The 17621-nt window shown below is 73.6% G+C and carries 15 protein-coding genes and 1 riboswitch; of the genes, 4 read left to right on the top strand and 11 right to left on the bottom strand.

Annotated features, from left to right (window positions below; translation table 11 throughout):
• Nucleotides 1–5: 5 nt before the first annotated feature.
• Together EV385_RS18960 and EV385_RS18955 are read right to left on the bottom strand one after the other, a co-directional pair.
• Complete coding sequence (locus EV385_RS18960; protein ID WP_130513411.1) at nt 6–401, bottom strand: roadblock/LC7 domain-containing protein; 396 nt, start codon at nt 399–401, stop codon at nt 6–8.
• A 14-nt stretch (nt 402–415) separates the two neighbouring features.
• Nucleotides 416–3907: a sensor histidine kinase gene (locus tag EV385_RS18955; protein ID WP_207229869.1), complete on the bottom strand. Its 3492-nt coding sequence runs from the start codon at nt 3905–3907 to the stop codon at nt 416–418.
• Nucleotides 3908–4368: 461 nt separating this feature from the next.
• Here EV385_RS18955 and EV385_RS18950 point away from each other — a divergent pair, with 461 nt between their 5' ends.
• Nucleotides 4369–5529, top strand: coding sequence for an ABC transporter substrate-binding protein (locus EV385_RS18950; RefSeq protein WP_242624957.1), 1161 nt, complete (start codon nt 4369–4371; stop codon nt 5527–5529).
• A gap of 155 nt (nt 5530–5684) precedes the next feature.
• Here EV385_RS18950 and EV385_RS18945 read toward each other — a convergent pair whose 3' ends face one another.
• Together EV385_RS18945 and EV385_RS18940 are read right to left on the bottom strand one after the other, a co-directional pair.
• Nucleotides 5685–6512 carry an ABC transporter permease gene (locus EV385_RS18945; RefSeq protein ID WP_130510669.1) on the bottom strand — a complete coding sequence of 276 codons (828 nt, stop codon included), beginning with the start codon at nt 6510–6512 and terminating at the stop codon, nt 5685–5687.
• Between the two features lie 66 nt (nt 6513–6578).
• On the bottom strand, nt 6579–7604 hold the full coding sequence (locus EV385_RS18940) for an ABC transporter substrate-binding protein (RefSeq protein WP_130510668.1): 1026 nt from the start codon (nt 7602–7604) through the stop codon (nt 6579–6581).
• A gap of 241 nt (nt 7605–7845) precedes the next feature.
• Between EV385_RS18940 and EV385_RS18935 the strand changes: the two genes are divergently transcribed.
• The 3 genes from EV385_RS18935 to EV385_RS18925 all read left to right on the top strand — a co-directional run bounded on the left by EV385_RS18935 (nt 7846) and on the right by EV385_RS18925 (nt 11302).
• On the top strand, nt 7846–8595 hold the full coding sequence (locus EV385_RS18935; protein ID WP_130513409.1) for an ABC transporter ATP-binding protein: 750 nt from the start codon (nt 7846–7848) through the stop codon (nt 8593–8595).
• A 22-nt stretch (nt 8596–8617) separates the two neighbouring features.
• Nucleotides 8618–9553: an LLM class F420-dependent oxidoreductase gene (locus tag EV385_RS18930; RefSeq protein WP_130510667.1), complete on the top strand. Its 936-nt coding sequence runs from the start codon at nt 8618–8620 to the stop codon at nt 9551–9553.
• A gap of 129 nt (nt 9554–9682) precedes the next feature.
• Nucleotides 9683–11302, top strand: a complete 1620-nt coding sequence (locus tag EV385_RS18925) for a hypothetical protein (protein WP_130510666.1) — start codon at nt 9683–9685, stop codon at nt 11300–11302.
• A gap of 244 nt (nt 11303–11546) precedes the next feature.
• Here EV385_RS18925 and thiC read toward each other — a convergent pair whose 3' ends face one another.
• The 7 genes from thiC to EV385_RS18890 form a co-directional block, all read right to left on the bottom strand.
• On the bottom strand, nt 11547–13124 hold the full coding sequence (thiC, locus tag EV385_RS18920; protein ID WP_130510665.1) for a phosphomethylpyrimidine synthase ThiC: 1578 nt from the start codon (nt 13122–13124) through the stop codon (nt 11547–11549).
• Nucleotides 13125–13198: 74 nt separating this feature from the next.
• Nucleotides 13199–13984 carry a bifunctional hydroxymethylpyrimidine kinase/phosphomethylpyrimidine kinase gene (thiD, locus tag EV385_RS18915; RefSeq protein ID WP_130510664.1) on the bottom strand — a complete coding sequence of 262 codons (786 nt, stop codon included), beginning with the start codon at nt 13982–13984 and terminating at the stop codon, nt 13199–13201.
• Nucleotides 13981–14646: a thiamine phosphate synthase gene (locus EV385_RS18910; RefSeq protein ID WP_242625313.1), complete on the bottom strand. Its 666-nt coding sequence runs from the start codon at nt 14644–14646 to the stop codon at nt 13981–13983. Before EV385_RS18910 ends, thiD begins: the two co-directional genes overlap by 4 nt.
• A gap of 146 nt (nt 14647–14792) precedes the next feature.
• Nucleotides 14793–15536, bottom strand: coding sequence for a thiazole synthase (locus tag EV385_RS18905; RefSeq protein ID WP_130510662.1), 744 nt, complete (start codon nt 15534–15536; stop codon nt 14793–14795).
• Nucleotides 15537–15538: 2 nt separating this feature from the next.
• Nucleotides 15539–15739 carry a sulfur carrier protein ThiS gene (thiS, locus tag EV385_RS18900; protein ID WP_130510661.1) on the bottom strand — a complete coding sequence of 67 codons (201 nt, stop codon included), beginning with the start codon at nt 15737–15739 and terminating at the stop codon, nt 15539–15541.
• Nucleotides 15730–16764 (bottom strand): glycine oxidase ThiO, encoded by a 1035-nt coding sequence (thiO, locus tag EV385_RS18895; RefSeq protein WP_130510660.1) that lies wholly within the window; start codon nt 16762–16764, stop codon nt 15730–15732. Before thiO ends, thiS begins: the two co-directional genes overlap by 10 nt.
• A 55-nt stretch (nt 16765–16819) precedes the next feature.
• Nucleotides 16820–17437: a thiamine phosphate synthase gene (locus tag EV385_RS18890; RefSeq protein WP_423203123.1), complete on the bottom strand. Its 618-nt coding sequence runs from the start codon at nt 17435–17437 to the stop codon at nt 16820–16822.
• A 14-nt stretch (nt 17438–17451) separates the two neighbouring features.
• A riboswitch (TPP riboswitch) is annotated at nt 17452–17560 on the bottom strand.
• Between the last annotated feature and the right edge of the window lie 61 nt (nt 17561–17621).

Genomic DNA, 17621 nt, shown 5'->3' with positions numbered 1-17621 from the left:
CCGGATCAGATCTGGTGTCCGACGACTTCACGGGGCGCGGGGACCAGTGCCGCGCCGACCCGTTCGACCAGCAGCGCCATCTCGTACCCGACCTGGCCGACGTCGCAGCTGCGGGCGGCCAGCACGGCCATCGAGGAGCCGTCGCTGATCGACATGAGGAACAGGTAGCCGCTGTCCATCTCGATGATCGTCTGCTGCACCTGGCCGGCGTTGAACATCCGGGACGCGCCGTCGGTCAGGCTGACCACCCCGGAGGTGATCGCGGCGAGCTGGTCGGCCCGGTCCCCCGGCAGGTCCCGCGAGGAGGCCAGCAGCAGGCCGTCGGCGGAGACCGCGACGACGTGGGCGATCCCCGCGACACTGTCCGCGAAGTTGGTCAACAGCCAGCCCATGTCCTGCATGGTGGGGAGCCTGGTCACAGTTGCTTCTCCTTCGGGGCGGGGGCGGCGGCGGCAGTCTCGGCACTGCCGGCCGTACGCCCGCGTTGCACACCACGGTGGTACGCGGACAGCAGCCCGCGTACCTCGTCGGGGCTGCGGCGTTGCTGGTTGCGGGGGTTGCTCTGCACGCCGCCGGGCACGAGCTGCGCCTGCGGTACGCGCTTGGGCAGTCCGGAGCGGGTGGTCCCGTTGTCGGGCGGCGCGGTCGCGGCCAGGGCCCGCTGCCAGCCGTCGTCGGCCACGGTGCGCCAGGCGTCCTCGCCCGACGGACGGGACCGGTCCTCGCCCGACGGACGGGACCGTGACCCGTCGGAAGGCTCGCCCTGCTCCGTGGCGGGCCGGTCGCGGGCGGGCCGGCCGTCGTACCCGTCACGGTCGTCGTCGCGCCGGTCGCGGGCGGAGTCGGGGTCCGGCCGGGTGATGTCCGGCCGGACCCCGACGTCCGCGGCGGCCCGCTCGAACCGCCCCCGGGCGCTCTCCCCGGAACCAGGCGCCGCGGACGGGGAACCGGCGGCGGCCCGGCTGGAGACCGCGGAACCCGGACCAGTCGCCCCGGCGGCCGGGCTGGCAAAGGCGGCACCTGACCCGGCCTCCCCGGCAGCCGAACCGGTCACGGCAGAAGCCGCACCCGTCGCGGCTGAGAATGGACCAGTCGGGGGCGAAGGCGGGGCGAAGCCGGCGGCGGTTGACGCCGCCGACCGGGCGGCACCGGATTCCTCCGGTTTCGGCGCCGCCGGGCTCGGGGGTGGCGCGTACCCGGCGGTCGGCATGCCCCACTCCTCCGGCGAGGTGCCGTCGTGGGTCCGGAACCAACTCGCCTGCATCTGCAGGAAGATCGGCGCTTCGGCGCGCTCCGGCGCGGGCGTGGGCGCCGGAGGTGGCGGCGACGGCGGCATCGCGGCCAGTGCGGCGCCCCACCCGTTCGGGTGGGGGCTCACCGGCCGCTGGGGCGGCGCCACCCGGTGGCCGTCCGGGTGGAGGAAGCCGACCGCCAGCGGCGGCTCGGGCGGCGGCAGCGTCGGCAACGCCGCGGTGGGCGAGCCGATCGCGGCGTACGCGTCGGTCACCGCGTTCGTCCCGGAGGACGCCTCGATCTGTTGCGGCACCCGGGTCGGCAACGGCGGCCGGGCCGGCTGCTCGCCGGTCTGCCACTGATCCCCGGCGCGCCGGGGCTGCGGCGGCAGGACGGGGTGCTCACCGGTCGGCGGCAGGTCCATCTCGCGCCGGGGCAGCGGCGGCCGCTGGGCCGGCACGAACGGCTGCGGCCCGGGCAGGGCGGCCGGGGGCGGCAGGGTGGGCAACCCCCCGGTGCCGGCGCGCAGCGGTTCCCCGGCGGTGTCGTACGGCTGCCACGGCTCGCGCGCGATGGCCGGCAGGATCGCCGTGGCCGCGCCCGTCCGCCCGGGGGAGATCGCGTCCGGCCACTCCGCGGAGCCCCCGTCGAGCTGGTACGGGTGATTGCGGACGGGCTGGTCGATCGACCGGTGCGGCAGCACGACGATGCCGCTGGGCAAAGTCACCTGGGCTACCGTGCCGCCCTCCAGGTTGGCGCGCAGCTCGACCTTGATGCCGTACCGGGCGGCGAGGCGGCCGACCACCGCGAGTCCCATGAGCCGGAACGCGGCCACGTCCACCGTGGGCGGCTCGGCGAGGCGGCGGTTGAGCAGGTCCATCTGCTCCTCGCTCATGCCGAGCCCCCGGTCCTCCACCTGGACCACCACGTAGTCGCGGATGCGCCGGGCGTCGGCGACCACGATGGTGTTGGGCGGCGAGAAGCGGGTCGCGTTGTCGAGCAGCTCGGCGACGAGGCGTACGACGTCGTTGACCGCCAGCGCGGTCACCGCGATGTCCGTGTCGACCGTGCCGAACTCGATGCGGTTGTACAGCTCCACCTCGGACTGCGCGGCCCGCAGGGCGTCCACGAGCAGCGCGTCCTCGCGGCGCGGGGGGCTGGAGTCGGCGCCCGCGAGGACCAGCAGGTTCTCGTCGTTGCGGCGCATCCGGGTGGCCAGGTGGTCGAGCTCGAACAGCTGGGCGAGGCGCTTCGGGTCCTCCTCGCCGCGCTCGATCTGGTCCAGTTCGCCGATCATCCGGTCGACCAGGGCCTGACTGCGCCGGGCCAGGTTGAGGAACATCGCGGAGACGCTGGTCCGCAGTGCGGCCTGCTCGGCGGCGATGCGTACGGCCTCGCGGTGCACGACGTTGAACGCCTGGGCCACCTGGCCGACCTCGTCGCGGTTCGCGAGCTGGATCGGGTCGCGGACCTGGCGGACGACCTCCTCGACGCCGCCCTCGCTGAGGTTGCGCTCGTCGCGCAGCCGGGCCACCGCGTCGGGCAGGTCCCGGTTGGCCACGGCGAGGGCACCCTCGCGCAACCGGCGCAGCGACAGGTTCAGCGAACGGGCCAGGACGACCGCCAGCGCGATCGCGACGCCGAGGATGAGCAGGACGAGGCCGATCTCGACGGCCGTCTGCCGGGTCACGGAGGCGCTGGCGTCGTGGGCCTGCGCGACGATCTCCGCCTCGAGCCGCTGCTCGGCCCAGCGCATGAGGTCGACGACCGCGCCGAACGCCTGGGTGATGTCGGTCGGCGGCACCGCGTCGGAACGGGCCAGCCGGGTGGAGATCTGGTCGGCGAGGTTGACCGCGTCGCCGGTGACCGTGCTGTTCACCAGGGCGCGCTGGGCGGGCGAGGCGACCAGGGAGAAGGCCAGCAGCGCCTCCTGCTGGCTGGTCTGCGTGGCGATGAACGACGACAGCTGTTCGGCGCTGACGTCACCGGAGACGCGCGACGCGTACGCCACGGCCTCCTGCTCGGCGGTGCCGGCCTTGGCGCGGCTGAACGCGGACAGCGCGCGCAGGCTGTCCGCCACCGCGCCGTCCCCGGCGAACTGGCTGAGCGCCTCGCCGTAGCCGACCAGGTCGGTGATCACCACCCCGTACCGGAGCACCGCCTCGGAGACCGCGATCTCGTCCCGGTCGCTGACCTTCTTGCGGGTGGCGTCCATGGTCCGCAGGTGGTCGTCGATCCGGTGGAGCCGGTCGGAGACCGCGGCCGGAAGCTCACCGAGCGCCAGCCTGTTTGCGCGGTACCGGTCGATCCGGTTGTCGCTGCGGGACACCGCGGCGTTGTACGCGCCCGGCTTGGCCTCCGGATCCGCCAGGTACTCGGCGGCGGTCATCCGTTCGGCGTGCAGGGCCTGGGTCAGCTCCGACACGTCCGTCGCGAGCCGGGTCAGGTCCTCGACCTGGTTCGCGTCGTACGCGCGCCCGCCGACGTCGACGAGGCGGACCGTGGCCAGGCCGAGGACGGCCAGCAGCGGCACGAAGAGGATGAGGGCCAGTTTGGACCGGATGCGGACGTCCCGGAGCCGGAGAAAGCCCCCGTCGCGGCGGGACCCGCGGGCGCCCGGGCCGGCACCGGGGCCGCTGCGCGTCGCAGGCTGGAGCGAAGAACCGGTGCTCACGACATCTCCTCGGTGGTCGTCGTCCCCGCATCTGCGCGCCGGCCGGATGCTTGCGCCGCGAACCCGTCCGCTACTCGCGGCAAGGGCGGTGTCACACGCGGCACGGCCGCGATTTCATCAGAACCCGAGCGTGTTTGGGAAGCCTGTGACAATCCGGAAACAGGCCTGATTGTCACTCTGAAGTTGACCGCTCGGATCGACAATGGACACTCCATCGGCTTTGACGTGCGCGAATATTCGGGCCGCCGGGGAAAAGGGCCCCGCCGATGCCGCTCGCACATCATGATTCCAACCACTATGTGAGAAGTCCGTCTCGCGTGGACCCCGAAGTACGGCTTGACCTGCAACCTTCACGTTGGCAAGGTTTGGCGCGCCTGGACGGACAGCGTGTCCGTGATCGCACACGCCACGGCGGACACCGTTGGCCCGTTCCCCCGCGCCCGCCCTCGAGGAGGCATCCAGTGAGGCTCCCCCGCCGCGTGACGGCGCCCCTGCTCGCATCGACGCTGCTCGCTGCCGCCGTGACCGGCTGCGATTCCACCGGCGATGCGGGCGATGCCACCGACGTCGTGATCGGCGCCGACCTGGCGACCGGTTCGGCCATCGACTCGGCGTACGCCCGGGCCCTGCAGCTCAAGATCGAACAGGTGAACGCCTCCGGCCAGCTCGGCGACCACCGGCTCGTGCTGCGCGTGCAGGACAACCGATCGGACTCGACGTCGTCGCTGCGCAACATCAGCCTGTTCGCGGACGACGCCCGGGTGGCCGCGATCGTGACCGGCTCGTGCGGCGAATGCGTGGTGGACGCCGCCAAGACGATCAATGACAAGCGGGTACCGACGATCGCGCTGGCGGCCGCGGCCGAGGTGAGCGCCCCGGTCACCGAGCGGCGGTACGTCTTCAAGCTCGGCCCCAACCCCGTCGACAGCGCGGCGGCCCTGGTGACGGAGCTCCAGCGCACCCGCACGAAGAGCGTCGCGCTGCTCTACGCCGACGACCTGTACGGCCGGGGCGGCCACCAGGTGATGACGTCGGCGCTGGACAAGGCGGGCATCACGATCGCGGGGTCCCGTACGGTCAAGCCCGCCGCCACCGACGTCAGCCAGGCGGTCGGCATGCTCGCCGAGGCCAAGCCGGACGCCCTGGTCGTGTGGACCGCGCCCGACCAGGCCGCACTCGCGGCGACCAGCGCGAAGGCCGCCAAGTTCGGCGGCCGGCTCTACTTCGACGCCGCCGCCGCGGGCGACCTGTTCATCCCGAGCGAGGCCGCCCGGGCCACCAACAACGCCACGATGGTCTTCCCCCAGATCCTGGCGATCGACGACGTCATCGCGACCACCCCGGCGAAGGCGGCCCGCAAGCAGTGGTTCCGCGACTACACCTCGCGGTACGGCAGCTACTCCGGCGCCGCGGCGTTCGCGGCCGACGCGGTGGACCTCGTCGCGGACGCGGTCGGCCGGGCCGGCGGCAATCGCGAACGCATCCGCGACATCCTGGAGACCTCGCAGATGGACGGCCTGTCCGGACCCATCCGAATCACCCCGGACAACCACTCCGGACTGATGCCCCAGGCGCTCACCCTGCTGGTCGCCCGCAGCGGCCGCTGGCGCCTGCTCGGCTGACGTCGCCCGCCGGGCCACTGGCGGCGGCCCCGCTGACGTCGCTCGCCGGGCCACCCCGGCGGCGACCCCGCTGACGTCGCTCGCCAGGCCGCCCGGCGCGCGCCCTCGCTGGCGCCGTCGGCCCGGCGCGGTGGCTGGTGATGTCAGTGAGCAGGTCAGCGCGCCGAGGTGGTGGCGCGGACCCAGGGGAGAAGCAGCCGCTCCACCAGAACCAGCGAGTAATACAGCACGATGCTCACCACGGCCAGCAGCACGATCGCGGCGAACGCGGTCGCGGTGTCACCCTGGCCGCTGGTCTGCACGATGATCGTGCCGAGGCCGGACTCGCCGTACTGCATCTCGCCCACCACCACGCCGATCAGCGCGAGCGGCATCGCCACCTTGAGCCCGACGAAGATATGCGGCAGGGCGGCGGGCAGGCGCACCGTACGGAACGTCTGCAGCCGCGAGGCGTCCATCGCCCGGACCAGCTCGGCCAGGTCGGCCGGGGTGGTGGTCAGGCCGGTGGCGGTGGACAGCACGATCGGGAAGAAGCACACCATGAACGCCATGGCCAGCACCGGGGTGCGGCCGTAGCCGAACCAGATCAGCATCAGCGGCGCGAGCGCCACCTTCGGCACCGCGTTGAACGCGACCAGCAGCGGCTGGAACATCCGCTCGAACGGCCGCCAGGCGGCGATCGCGGCTCCGATCACCACCCCGACCAGCACGGACAGGCCGAACCCGAGCAGCGTCGCGACGGCGGTGTGCCCGGTCTGCGCCAGCAACTCCCCGCGCAGCGCGCGGAAGGCCGACACCACGTCGGGCGGCGCGGGCAGGATGATCGTCTGCACCGCGAACAGCGCGGTGGCCAACCACCACCCGCCGATCGCCAGGCCGAGGCCCAGCAGCGGCCAGGCGATCGCGGAGACGGTCCGCCACCGCCGTACGGGCTGATCGGGGGTCACCGCCGGGTGCGGCGCGGCCGTGGCCAACTCGGTCATGTCGTCCTCCCAGCCCGGCCGTGGGCGCGCCGGAAGTGCCTCCGGCGCGCCCACGGTGCGCATCGATCAGGCCGTCGGCACCAGACTGAAGTCGATGACCTGCTCGGGGGTCAGCCCCGGCTTGATCTGGCCCGAGCCCTGCAGGATCGCGATGCTGCGGGCCACCCGCTGGCTGTCCAGCGCGCCGACCGGGACCCCGGAGGCCTCCGACTTCACGAACGGGCCCATCAGGGTCAGTTCCGCGGCGGCGGCCTGCGGGTTCGTCGTGGGTACGTACTTCTTGAGGACCTGCGCCGCCTCGTCCGGGTTGGCGATGGCGTCGCCCAGCCCCTTGAGCAGCGCCCCGGTGAACGCCTTCACCCGGTCGGGGTGCGCCTTGGCGTACGCCTGCGAGGTGAGCAGCACGTTGCCGTACAGGTCCTGGAGGTAGTCGCTGTAGGGCAGCACGATCGCCGGCTTCTTGGCGATGGCCTCCACCGTGGGCTTGCCGACGACGAACTGCCCGATGCCGGCCGCCTTGCCCGCGGCCAGCGTGCCCATCAGCGTCTGCGGCGTGCCGTTCTGCCAGGTCACCTTGGACGCGTCGATGTTGGCCAGCTTCGCGTACGTCGGGAAGAGGTTGCGCACCACCGAGGCCGGGGAGTCGGACAGGGTCTTGCCCTCGAGGTCCTTCGGCGAGGTGATGCCGTTGCCCTCGAGGGTGATGATGGCCGCCATGGTGCGCTGCTGGATGCCGGACACCGCGACGTAGTTGCTGGCCTGGCCCGACCCGGCGGCCAGCAGCAGGCCGGTCAGGTCGATCGGCGCGAACTGCGCCTGGCCCGCCGTGACGATCTTGAGATTCTCCCCCGTGCCGCCGCCGGGCTTGATGTCCACATCGAACCCGGCGTCGGCGAAGTAGCCCTTCTCCTTGGCCACGTAGGCGTAGGCGTCCCGGCCGAAGGTGCCGAACGACGTCAGGTAGGTCACCTTTTCGAGTGACTGGCCGCTGGCCTTGGCGGTGTCGTCGGAGTCGTCGCAGCCGGCGGCAGCGACCAGTGTCGCGGCGAGCGCGGCCGCAGCGAGCGTACGGGTGAAGGCTCTTCTGTGCACCGTGTTCCTTCCCAACCGAGGGGCCAACCGAGGGGTTGTTCGAGGGGGACGGCACCAGATGGGGGCTGGCGCCGCGTGATGTCGTGAGTGAAACTCGCGGGGCAAGCGTAGGGGAAATCACACGGCACTTCGATGACGGTTTTGTCTCAGTGATCTCTGTGGACAGTGCTGTCACGGTCGCGCAACATCATCGGGTTACAGTTCCCACGCATTGACCGGAAGCAATCTGGGGCGGGCGCAGATGATCAGTTTCTCCGGGGTATCGCGCTCGTTCACGAGTCGTTCCGGCACCGTGGAAGCGCTCCGCGAGATCTACCTCGAGGTGGGCGACGGCGAAGTCGTCGCCGTCGTCGGCCGCTCGGGCTGCGGCAAGTCGACCCTGCTGCGCCTCGTCGCGGGCCTGCTTCCGGCGAGCGCGGGCGAAATCCGGGTGTCAGGCGAACGGGTGACCAAGCCGCGGCGCGACATCGCCATGATGTTCCAGCGCCCCGCCCTGCTGCCCTGGCGGTCGGTGGTGGACAACGTCCTGCTGCCGGTGCAGATCTTCGGCTGGCGGCGCGCGGACTACCGGGCCCGCGCCGCGGAGCTGCTGGCACTCACCGGCCTGACGGAGTTCGCGAAGCGGTCGCCACACGAGCTGTCCGGGGGGATGCAGCAGCGGGTCGCGCTGTGCCGCGCGCTGATCGCCGACCCCCGGGTGCTGCTCATGGACGAGCCGTTCTCCGCGCTGGACGCGCTCACCCGCGAGGAGCTCTCCGGCGAGCTGCAGCGGCTGCACATGGAGCTGGGCGCGACGATCGTCCTGGTCACCCATTCGATCGACGAGGCCGTCCTGCTGGCCGACCGGGTGGTGGTGCTCACCCCGCGCCCCGGCCGCATCCGCGAGGTGCTGGACATCAAGATCCCCCGGCCGCGCACGCTCGGCCGCACCGCGCACACCGACGAGGTGGCCCGGTGCAGCGCCGAGCTGCACGAACTGCTGATGGCCTGACGAGAGGCCGACGAGGAGAACGATGCGCGTCTGCCTGTTCACCGAACCGCACCGCGGCGCCACCTACGACGACCAGCTCCGCTTCGTACGGCATGCCGAGCAGGCCGGTTTCGAGGGTTTCCTGCGCGCCGACCACTACCAGTCGATGGGCGCCGACGTCGGCCTGCCGGGCCCCACGGACGCGTGGATCACCCTGGCCGGGCTGGCCCGCGAGACGAGCAGCATCCGGCTCGGCACGCTGGTGAACTCGGCGACGTTCCGCCTGCCCGGCCCGCTGGCCATCATGGTCGCCCAGGTGGACGCCATGAGCGGCGGCCGGGTCGAGCTCGGCATGGGCGCGGGCTGGCTGGAGCGCGAGCACACCTCGTACGGGATCCCGTTTCCGCCGCTCGGGGAGCGCTTCGACCGGCTGGCCGAGCAGCTCGCGGTGATCACCGGCCTGTGGTCCACCCCGGACGGGGCCCGGTTCGGCTTCGACGGCAAGCACTACCAGCTGCTCGACGCCCCCGCGCTGCCCAAGCCGGTGCAGCGGCCCGGGCCACCGATCATCGTGGGCGGCCGGGGCCCCCGGCGCACCCCGGAACTGGCCGCCCGCTACGCGGACGAGTTCAACATGCCGTTCAAGACGGTCGCCGAGACCGCGACGGCCTTCGACCGGGTCCGGCAGGCCTGCCAGACGTACGGGCGTCCCGCGGACCGGCCGCTGACCCTGTCGGCGGGGGTCGTGGTCGCCCTGGGCCGCACCGACGCCGAGGCGCGGCACCGCGCGGCGCCGCTGCACGTCCCGAGCGCGCTGCCGCCCGAGGACCCGGTCGTGGGGCCGCCCGAGGCACTCGTGCAACGCATCGGCGAGCTGGCCGAGGTCGGGGCGAGCCGGGTCCACCTGCGGATCATCGACATGTCCGATCTGGCCCACGTGGATCTGATCGCCGAACGGGTACTACCTCTGCTCGGGTGACGCTGGGTGACCGATTCGATGCCGGTCGAAAGCCCGGCGCCGGCCGGAGCGGCATCGGAGGTTTGGCCTACCTTAAGAACCCGCCGTGAGGGTGGCGACGGCCATCGACCATTCCGTAACGTGCCTGGCATGGCATTTCGGACCTGGGCCCGGCTGCTGCCGGTCACCCTCGGCATGGCGGCGCTGGCGGCCGCCGGCCAACTCGGGCTGGCGTACGGCCTCGGCATCGTTCAGCTCGCCCAGGTGCTGGACGTCACCGCCCGTGATCAGTGGACCGCGCAACTCGCCTGGGTGGCCTGGTTCGCCATGAACGCCGCGGTGGCCGGGGCGATCGCGGGTACGCGCTGGCTCGCCCGTGCCCGCCCGGCCGCCTGGCAGGCGCTGGTCCCGCCCGCGGCCTCCGGGCGGGCCCCGGACGCCCCACCGGAATCCGGCAACCGGGCAGACGTTCCCCGTGCGGGTGAGCCGCCCGCCCCCGGACCCGGCGCCGTCATCGCCCTCGCACTGGTCGCGGGCCTCGGCGCCGCCGTCGTGGTCGCCCTGACCATGCAACCCGCGCGGGCGGCGCGAGTCACCGGGGTCGATCCGGACGTCGTGATCGGCATCTGTGCCGGGCTCGGCGCCGTCGTCGGCGTCCTCGCCGCCTGCGCGGCGCTGGCCCGCGTCGTCGCCCGGTGGAGCTTCGCGGCCGCCGGTGCCGTCGTGTGGCTGGTCGCGCTGGTCTCGGTCGCGCCGTCGCTGGCGCCCGGCAGGCCGCTGTCCACGGTCCGGCTGGGGGTGTTCGAGCCGAGTTGGCTCCCCGAGCGGATGGTGCCGCACACCGCGCTGGTGACCATGCCAGTGCTGGCGCTGCTGGTCGGCCTCGGTGTCGGCTGGGCGGCCCGCCGTACCGGCCGGCCCACCCTCGCCATCGCGCTGGCCGGGTTGCCCGGCGCCGCCCTGCTCACGGTCGCGTACCTGATCGCCGGGCCGGGGACGACCAGCGAGCAGACGGCGCCCTACTGGGCGGCCATGACCGCGGCGGGCGCGGGGGTGCTCGGCTCCGTACTGGCGGCCGTGCTGCGCCGTGGCCCGCTGACGGAGTCCGACGATCCCGACGCCGACCGTCCCGGGCGTTCCGCCGACGCGGACACAGCGCCGCCGGACGCCGGACGCGTGGCATCCCCGGACGCCGGACGCGCGGCATCCCCAGACGCCGGACGCGCGGCATCCCCAGACGCCGGACGCGCGGCGCCGCCGGACGCCGGACGCGCGGCGCCGCCGACTGCGGCGCCGCCGACTTCCTCGGACGCCGGCGCCCCCGTCGAGGCGCCGACCGGCCAGGCGACCGGGAGGAAACGTACGCGGCGGCCGGCGGACCCGGGACCGGCCGCTCCGGCCACCCCCGGACAACGAGCCAACTTCGCGGACGCGTTCCGCCCCCGCCCCCGGCAACCCGAACCCCCGTCCGCCCGGACGGACGCCGATCCGGAGCCCACGCCCTTCAACGGCTTCGCGGCCAGCGCTGCCGGGAGCACCACCGGCGGCGGGGGCGCACCCCGCCATCGACTGCCAGAACCCGCCCAGGACGAGGAACGCGAGCCCCGCCCGGACCGCCGCCAGCGACGCTTCGGCAGGTCAAAGGCCAAGGACACCACCCCACCGCGAGCGCAGGACACGATCCCCGCACAGGCCAAGGGTGGCTCCGGTTCCCGCGCCAAGGACAGCAACGACTACGTGGACTGGGTCAGCGGCCTGAGCACGGACTGAGTCCCACGCCCCAGCCCTGCCCCGCACCGCCCCACCCACACGGCTGCCCCGCCCCGGGACCGCGTCACCACACGGCTACCCCCTGCCCGACCCGCACCGCCCCTCCCGGCAAGCCGTGTGGCCCACCGCGATCTTGGTCAGGTGGCGCCCCTATGGGGGCGGAATCGGACCAAGATCGCGGGCATCGGATCGAGATCGCGCGGCGCCCGCGGGGCACCGGCGGGCCGCCGGTGCCCCGCCGGTGTCAGGCCAGCGGCAGGTAGACCCGGCTACCGGAGGCGACGAACTCGTCGCTCTTGTCCTGCATGCCCTTGGCGGCGTACTCCTTCAGCTCCTGGGTGATCTTCATGGAGCAGAACTTCGGCCCGCACATCGAGCAGAAGTGCGCCGTCTTGGCGGGCTCGGCCGGCAGCGTCTCGTCGTGGTACGCCCGCGCGGTCTCCGGGTCGAGCGCCAGGTTGAACTGGTCCTCCCAGCGGAACTCGAACCGCGCCTTGGACAGCGCGTCGTCCCACTCCTGGGCTCCCGCATGCCCCTTGGCGAGGTCGGCGGCGTGCGCCGCGATCTTGTACGCGATCACCCCCGCCTTGACGTCGTCACGGTTCGGCAGCCCGAGGTGCTCCTTCGGCGTGACGTAGCAGAGCATCGCGGTGCCGAACATGCCGATCATCGCCGCCCCGATGGCCGAGGTGATGTGGTCGTACGCGGGCGCGATGTCGGTGGTCAGCGGCCCGAGCGTGTAGAACGGGGCCCCGTCGCACAGCTCCTGCTGGAGGTCCACGTTCTCCTTGATCTTGTGCATGGGCACGTGGCCCGGCCCTTCGATCATCACCTGCACGTCGTGTGCCCACGCGATCTTGGTGAGCTCCCCGAGCGTACGCAGTTCCGCGAACTGGGCCTCGTCGTTGGCGTCCGCGATCGACCCGGGGCGCAGCCCGTCGCCCAGCGAGAACGTGACGTCGTAGCGGGCCAGGATCTCGCACAGCTCGGCGAAGTTCTCGTACAGGAAGTTCTCCCTGTGGTGCGCGAGGCACCACGCGGCCATGATGGACCCGCCGCGCGACACGATGCCGGTGACCCGGTTGACCGCCAGCGGCACGTACGGCAGCAGCACCCCGGCGTGCACGGTCATGTAGTCGACGCCCTGCTCGGCCTGCTCGATCACGGTCTCCCGGAAGATCTCCCAGCTCAGCTGGACCGGGTCGCCGTCGACCTTCTCCAGGGCCTGGTAGATCGGCACGGTGCCGATCGGTACGGCCGAGTTGCGCACGATCGCCTCGCGGGTCTCGTGGATGCGCTTGCCGGTGGACAGGTCCATGACGGTGTCCGCGCCCCACTTGGTGGCCCAGGTCAGCTTCTCCACCTCCTCGGCGATCGAGGAGCTGACGGCCGACGTGCCGATGTTCGCGTTCACCTTCACGAGGAAGCGCCCGCCGATGATCATCGGCTCGGTCTCGGGGTGGTTGACGTTGGCGGGCAACACGGCCCGTCCCGCCGCGATCTCCTCGCGCACCACCTCGGCGTCGACCCCCTCGCGGATCGCCACGAACTCCATCTCCGGGGTCACGATCCCGGCGCGGGCGTACGCCAGCTGGGTCGGCCGCCGTCCCGCGAGGGGGCTGCCGCCGCCCGCCACGGGCGCCACGTCGCCGCGCTCGGCGATCCACGGCCCGCGCAGCGGCGGCAGCCCGGCCTCGGGGTCGCTGCCTGGCCCGGACGTGTCGTACAGCCGGACGGGCGGGTTGTCGCCGGTCAGTGGCACCTCGGCGAACGGCACCCGCAGGTCCGGGCGGGAGCCTTCGACGTACACCTTGCGCCTCATTCTTTTTCCTCCCCAATCGGTATGAACTGGGCGGGGTACGGGCGCACGGAACCGCCCGGCCACCGCCTGTCTCGTCAGGCGAACCAGCCGAAATGATCGAGCGGGCCGGCACCCTCGCCGACCGTCCAGTCCCGGCCGCCCGCCAGCGCCCGGGTCACGTACCCCTTGGCGAAGCCCACGGCCTCGCCCACCTCGTCGCCCAGCGCGAGCCGGGCCGCGACCGCGGCCGAGAAGGTGCAGCCCGTCCCGTGCTGATTCGTGGTCTCGACGCGCGGCCCGGCAAACGTCCGCGCGCCCCCGTTCGTCCACAACAGATCAGCGACCTCCCCTCCCTCCGCGTCGCCGCCGGTCACCACGACCGCGCCCGGACCGGCGGCCGCCAGCTGCGCGGCCGCGCCCGCCACCTCGTCCGGCCCGAGCGCCGCCCGGCCGAGCAGCGCGGCGGCCTCGGCGCGGTTGGGTGTCAGCACATTCACGTACGGAAGCAGCCGATCGACCGCCGCGACCAGCCCGAGCCGCCGCCCCGTGCTGGCGGTCAGCACCGGATCCAGCACGAGATTGGGCAGCCGCCCGGCCCGGGCCCGCCGCGCCACGGCCTCGGCGGCCTCCTCGGTGCCGAGCATGCCCACCTTCGTCGCCGCCACCTCGAAGTCGTCCAGCACCGCGTCGAGCTGCCCGTCGACCATCGCGGCGGGCACGGCATGCACGTCGAGCACCGCCCGGGTGTTCTGCGCCGTGACCGCTGTGACCACCGACGTCCCGTACGTCCCGAGCGCCGCGAAGGTCTTGAGGTCCGCCTGGATCCCGGCGCCCGCCCCCGAGTCGGACCCCGCGATCGTGAGCACGACCACCGGGGTCACGACGCGGCCATCGCCGCGGCACGCATCCGCGCCACCGTGGCGGCCGGGTCGGCGGACCGCATCACCGCGCCCATCACGGCCACACCCATGGCCCCCGCGGTCAGGCACGCCGCCACCCGCTCCGGGGAGTCGATCCCACCCAACGCCAGCCACGGCACCCCGCCGACGGCACCACGATCCGGCCCGGCACTACGGGTTGGCCCGGCACTACGGGCCGCATCGGCACTACCGGCCGCATCGGCACTACCGGCCGCATCGGCACTACGGGCCGGATCGGCACGAGAGGCCCGCTCGGGGGCGGCTCGGGTCCAGTGGCCGCGACGGGCCAGTTCGGCGGCGTAGTCCGGACCGAGCGGCGGGCCGTACCCTGGCTTCGACGCGGTCGGGAAGATCGGCGACAGGGTCACGTAGTCCTCCGTGGACAATCGCGGCACCGCGTGGCAGGACCTCCCCACCAGCCCCAGCCGGGCCACCGGGTCACCCTCCGCGAGATGCACCGCGTCCCCGCCGAGCGGATCCGGCCCCGCCACGATCAGCCGCCCTGGCGGCAACAACGCGCGCAGCCGATCCGCCAACTCCCGCCGCTCGACCCCGGGCAGGTCACGTTCCCGCAGCACCACCCAGTCCGGCGCGGCGGCCGCGACCAGCTCAACGAGCGGCATCCGGGCCGCCCGGCGGTCGGTGAGCAACACGATCCCGGACGGGACGCGCCGACCCGGCGCCGCAGCCCGCCCGCCCCCGACCCGGCCCCCGGACCGTCCAAGGCCTTGGCCGGCGCGGAGCGCACCGGCAACGCCGGCGCCCGGCCTCACCACTGGGGCAACCCGTCGTCCGATGTGGAGGCCAGCGCGTGGAACCGGCGCGGAATCCGGCCCGCTCCCGCCGCCAGCCGGCCCGCCTCGACCGCGTGCCGCATCGCGGCCGCCATCCGCGCCGGATCCTCCGCCCGGGTCACCGCGCTGGCGACCAGCACCGCGTCGCAGCCCAGCTCCATCGCCAGCGTCGCGTCGGACGCCGTGCCGATGCCCGCGTCGAGGATCACCGGAACGTCCACGGAATCCCGGATGAGCCGGATGTGGTGCGGGTTGGTCACCCCGAGCCCCGAGCCGATCGGCGCGCCCGCCGGCATCACCGCCGCGCAGCCGGCATCGGCGAGACGGCGCGCCAGAATCGGGTCGTCACTGGTGTACGGCAGCACCGTGAACCCGTCGGCCACCAGCGTCTCCGCCGCCCGCAGCAGCTCCACCGCGTCCGGCAGCAGGGTGCGCTCGTCGCCGATGACCTCCAGCTTCACCCAGTCCGTCTCGAACGCCTCGCGCGCCAGGTGGGCGGCCTTCACCGCGTCCCCGGCCGTGTAGCAGCCCGCCGTGTTTGGCAGCACCCGCACGCCGAGCCGGTCGAGCATGGGCAGCAGGCCCGGCCCGGCCGCATCGACCCGGCGCAGCGCCACCGTGACGATCTCCGTACCGGAGGCGACGATCGCCGACTCCAGCGCGGCGAGGCTGCTGGCCCCGCCCGTACCCAGGATCAGCCGTGAATCTCCCAGCAACATGGTCAGCCTCCCTGCGCCGCGGTCAGCACCTCGACCCGGTCGCCGTCCCGCAGCACCGCCGCCGACCAGCCCGAGCGCGGCACCACCTCACCGTTCACGGCGACCGCGACGCCGCGACGCGCCTCGGTGAGGGTGGACACCAGGCCCGCGACCGTGACGGCGTCGTCGACGGCGTGCGGGGATCCGTTGACGGTCAGGCGCATGCGAACCTCCCGGGGTGGAACTCGGCCAGCATCGGATCGGCCGTACCGGCGGTCACCAGGTCGGCGATCAGGTCGGCGGTGACGGGGGCCAGCAGCACCCCGTTGCGGTGGTGCCCGGCCGCGACGACCGTACGGTCGTCGAGCGCGCCGAGCAGCGGCGCGTTGTCCGGGGTGGCGGGACGGAAACCCACCATGGTCTCGGTCAGCGCGAACTCGCGCAGCGTGGGCACCAGGTCCAGCGCCGCCCGCAGCAGGTCGTGCACGCCGCCGGCGGTGACCGTCCGATCCGTACGCTCCTCCTGGGTCGCGCCGACCACCACCTCGCCGTCGGCGCGCGGCACCAGGTAGACGTGCCGCCCGTCGGCGTAGCCGCTGACCACGTGCCGGAACGTGTCCGGCTCCCCGCGCAGCCGCAGCAGCTGCCCCTTCACGGGCCGCACCGGCAGCCCGGTGAGCGCGGCCGTACCGCACCCGGCCGCCACCACGACCCGCCCGGCCCGCACCTCGTCGAGGCGGGACACCGCCGTGGGCACCACGGCCGCGCCGAGCGCCCCCCGCAGCGCGCCGACCACCCGGCGCGGGTCGACCTGGCGGTCGTCGGGGACATGGGCACCGGCACGCACCCGGGGTGACAGCGCGGGCTCGCGGTCCCGCAACGAGCTCGGCCCCAGCCGGGTCAGTCCGAGATGGCGCCACACGCGGCTCGCCTCGGCCACGTCGTCCACGGTCAGGGCGACACCCAGCGTGCCGGTCTCGTCGTACCCCAGGTCCTGCCCGGTCTGGGCGCCCAGCTCCGCCGCGAAGCCGGGCCAGCGGCGCGCCGACTCGGCCATCAGCCGCCCCAGCGCCGGACGCTCGAACGGCGATTCGCCGCCAGGCGCCAGCATCCCGGCCGCCACGTGCCAGGCACCCGGCGGACCCGGGTCGTGCACGACGACCCGCGCACCGCGCTGGGTCAGCCGCCAGGCGATGGCCAGCCCCACGATCCCGCCACCGACGACCGCGACATCCGGTGTGCCACTCACAACGCACCCGCCCGTCGCCCGGCGGTGCTCCCCGCCAGCCGACCAGCCGCGCGGCTCATGCGAGCGCCTTGAGCAGCGCGGACGTGGCGGCCTGCGGGTTCGCGCTGTGGGCCAGCGCACCGACCACCGCGACGCCGTACGCACCCGCCGCGCGCAACTCGCCGACCGCGTCGACGTCGACTCCGCCGATCGCGATGACCGGAGTGGACTCGACGGCCCCGGCCACCGCCCCGATGCCGGGCGCGCCGAGCGGCGCCGGCAACCCGGCCTTCGTGCTGGTCTGAAACGCCGGTCCCACCCCGAGGTACGTGGCGCCCGCCGCGACCGCCGCGCGGGCCGACACCGGCTCGCGGCAGGTGGCGCCGAGGACCGCCGCAGGCCCGAGCACCCCGCGCGCGGCCGCGACCGGCAGGTCGTCCGCGCCCACGTGCGCACCGTCCGCGTCGACCGCGACCGCGACATCCAGCCGATCGTTGACCAGGACCATCACCCCGGCGGGACGGCAGATCCGGGCGACGGCCAGCCCGAACTCGTACGCCGCCCGGTCGGTGACGTCGTCCTCGACGCGTACCTGGACGGCCAGGGTGTCCGGGGTCCCGGTGGCGGCGGCGACGGCGGCCGCGACCACGCCCAGGGCGTCACGGCCGGGCCGCGCGTCCGTGATGACGTGCAGGCGGGGAAACGCAGAGCCCACAACTCACTCCTCCCTGCGCCGGCATGATCCGGATCAGGTTCGACGGTCGGGGGCTGCAGCCCCCCTCTCAGCCCGGTACACCGGACTCCCGTGAGGTTGTTCTGCCTGGACGATAGCCGCGCTCCCCGTCCCCCGTAAAGCCGCGTTGTCCGTTTGGCACACT

Source organism: Krasilnikovia cinnamomea, assembly GCF_004217545.1.
Lineage (GTDB): Bacteria > Actinomycetota > Actinomycetes > Mycobacteriales > Micromonosporaceae > Actinoplanes > Actinoplanes cinnamomeus.
The sequence above is the reverse complement of the archived record's forward strand: the minus strand, read 5'-3'. Positions and strand labels throughout refer to the sequence as shown.

Bases quoted from the DNA above. Each gene is read 5' to 3' on its own strand.
- thiS (WP_130510661.1), bottom strand. From the start codon at position 15,739: ATGCGCCTGACCGTCAACGGATCCCCGCACGCCGTCGACGACGCCGTC.
- thiC (WP_130510665.1), bottom strand. From the start codon at position 13,124: ATGAGGCGCAAGGTGTACGTCGAAGGCTCCCGCCCGGACCTGCGGGTG.
- EV385_RS18960 (WP_130513411.1), bottom strand. From the start codon at position 401: ATGCAGGACATGGGCTGGCTGTTGACCAACTTCGCGGACAGTGTCGCG.
- EV385_RS18925 (WP_130510666.1), top strand. From the start codon at position 9,683: ATGGCATTTCGGACCTGGGCCCGGCTGCTGCCGGTCACCCTCGGCATG.
- EV385_RS18910 (WP_242625313.1), bottom strand. From the start codon at position 14,646: ATGCCGCTCGTTGAGCTGGTCGCGGCCGCCGCGCCGGACTGGGTGGTG.
- EV385_RS18930 (WP_130510667.1), top strand. From the start codon at position 8,618: ATGCGCGTCTGCCTGTTCACCGAACCGCACCGCGGCGCCACCTACGAC.
- EV385_RS18935 (WP_130513409.1), top strand. From the start codon at position 7,846: ATGATCAGTTTCTCCGGGGTATCGCGCTCGTTCACGAGTCGTTCCGGC.
- EV385_RS18905 (WP_130510662.1), bottom strand. From the start codon at position 15,536: ATGTTGCTGGGAGATTCACGGCTGATCCTGGGTACGGGCGGGGCCAGC.
- EV385_RS18945 (WP_130510669.1), bottom strand. From the start codon at position 6,512: ATGACCGAGTTGGCCACGGCCGCGCCGCACCCGGCGGTGACCCCCGAT.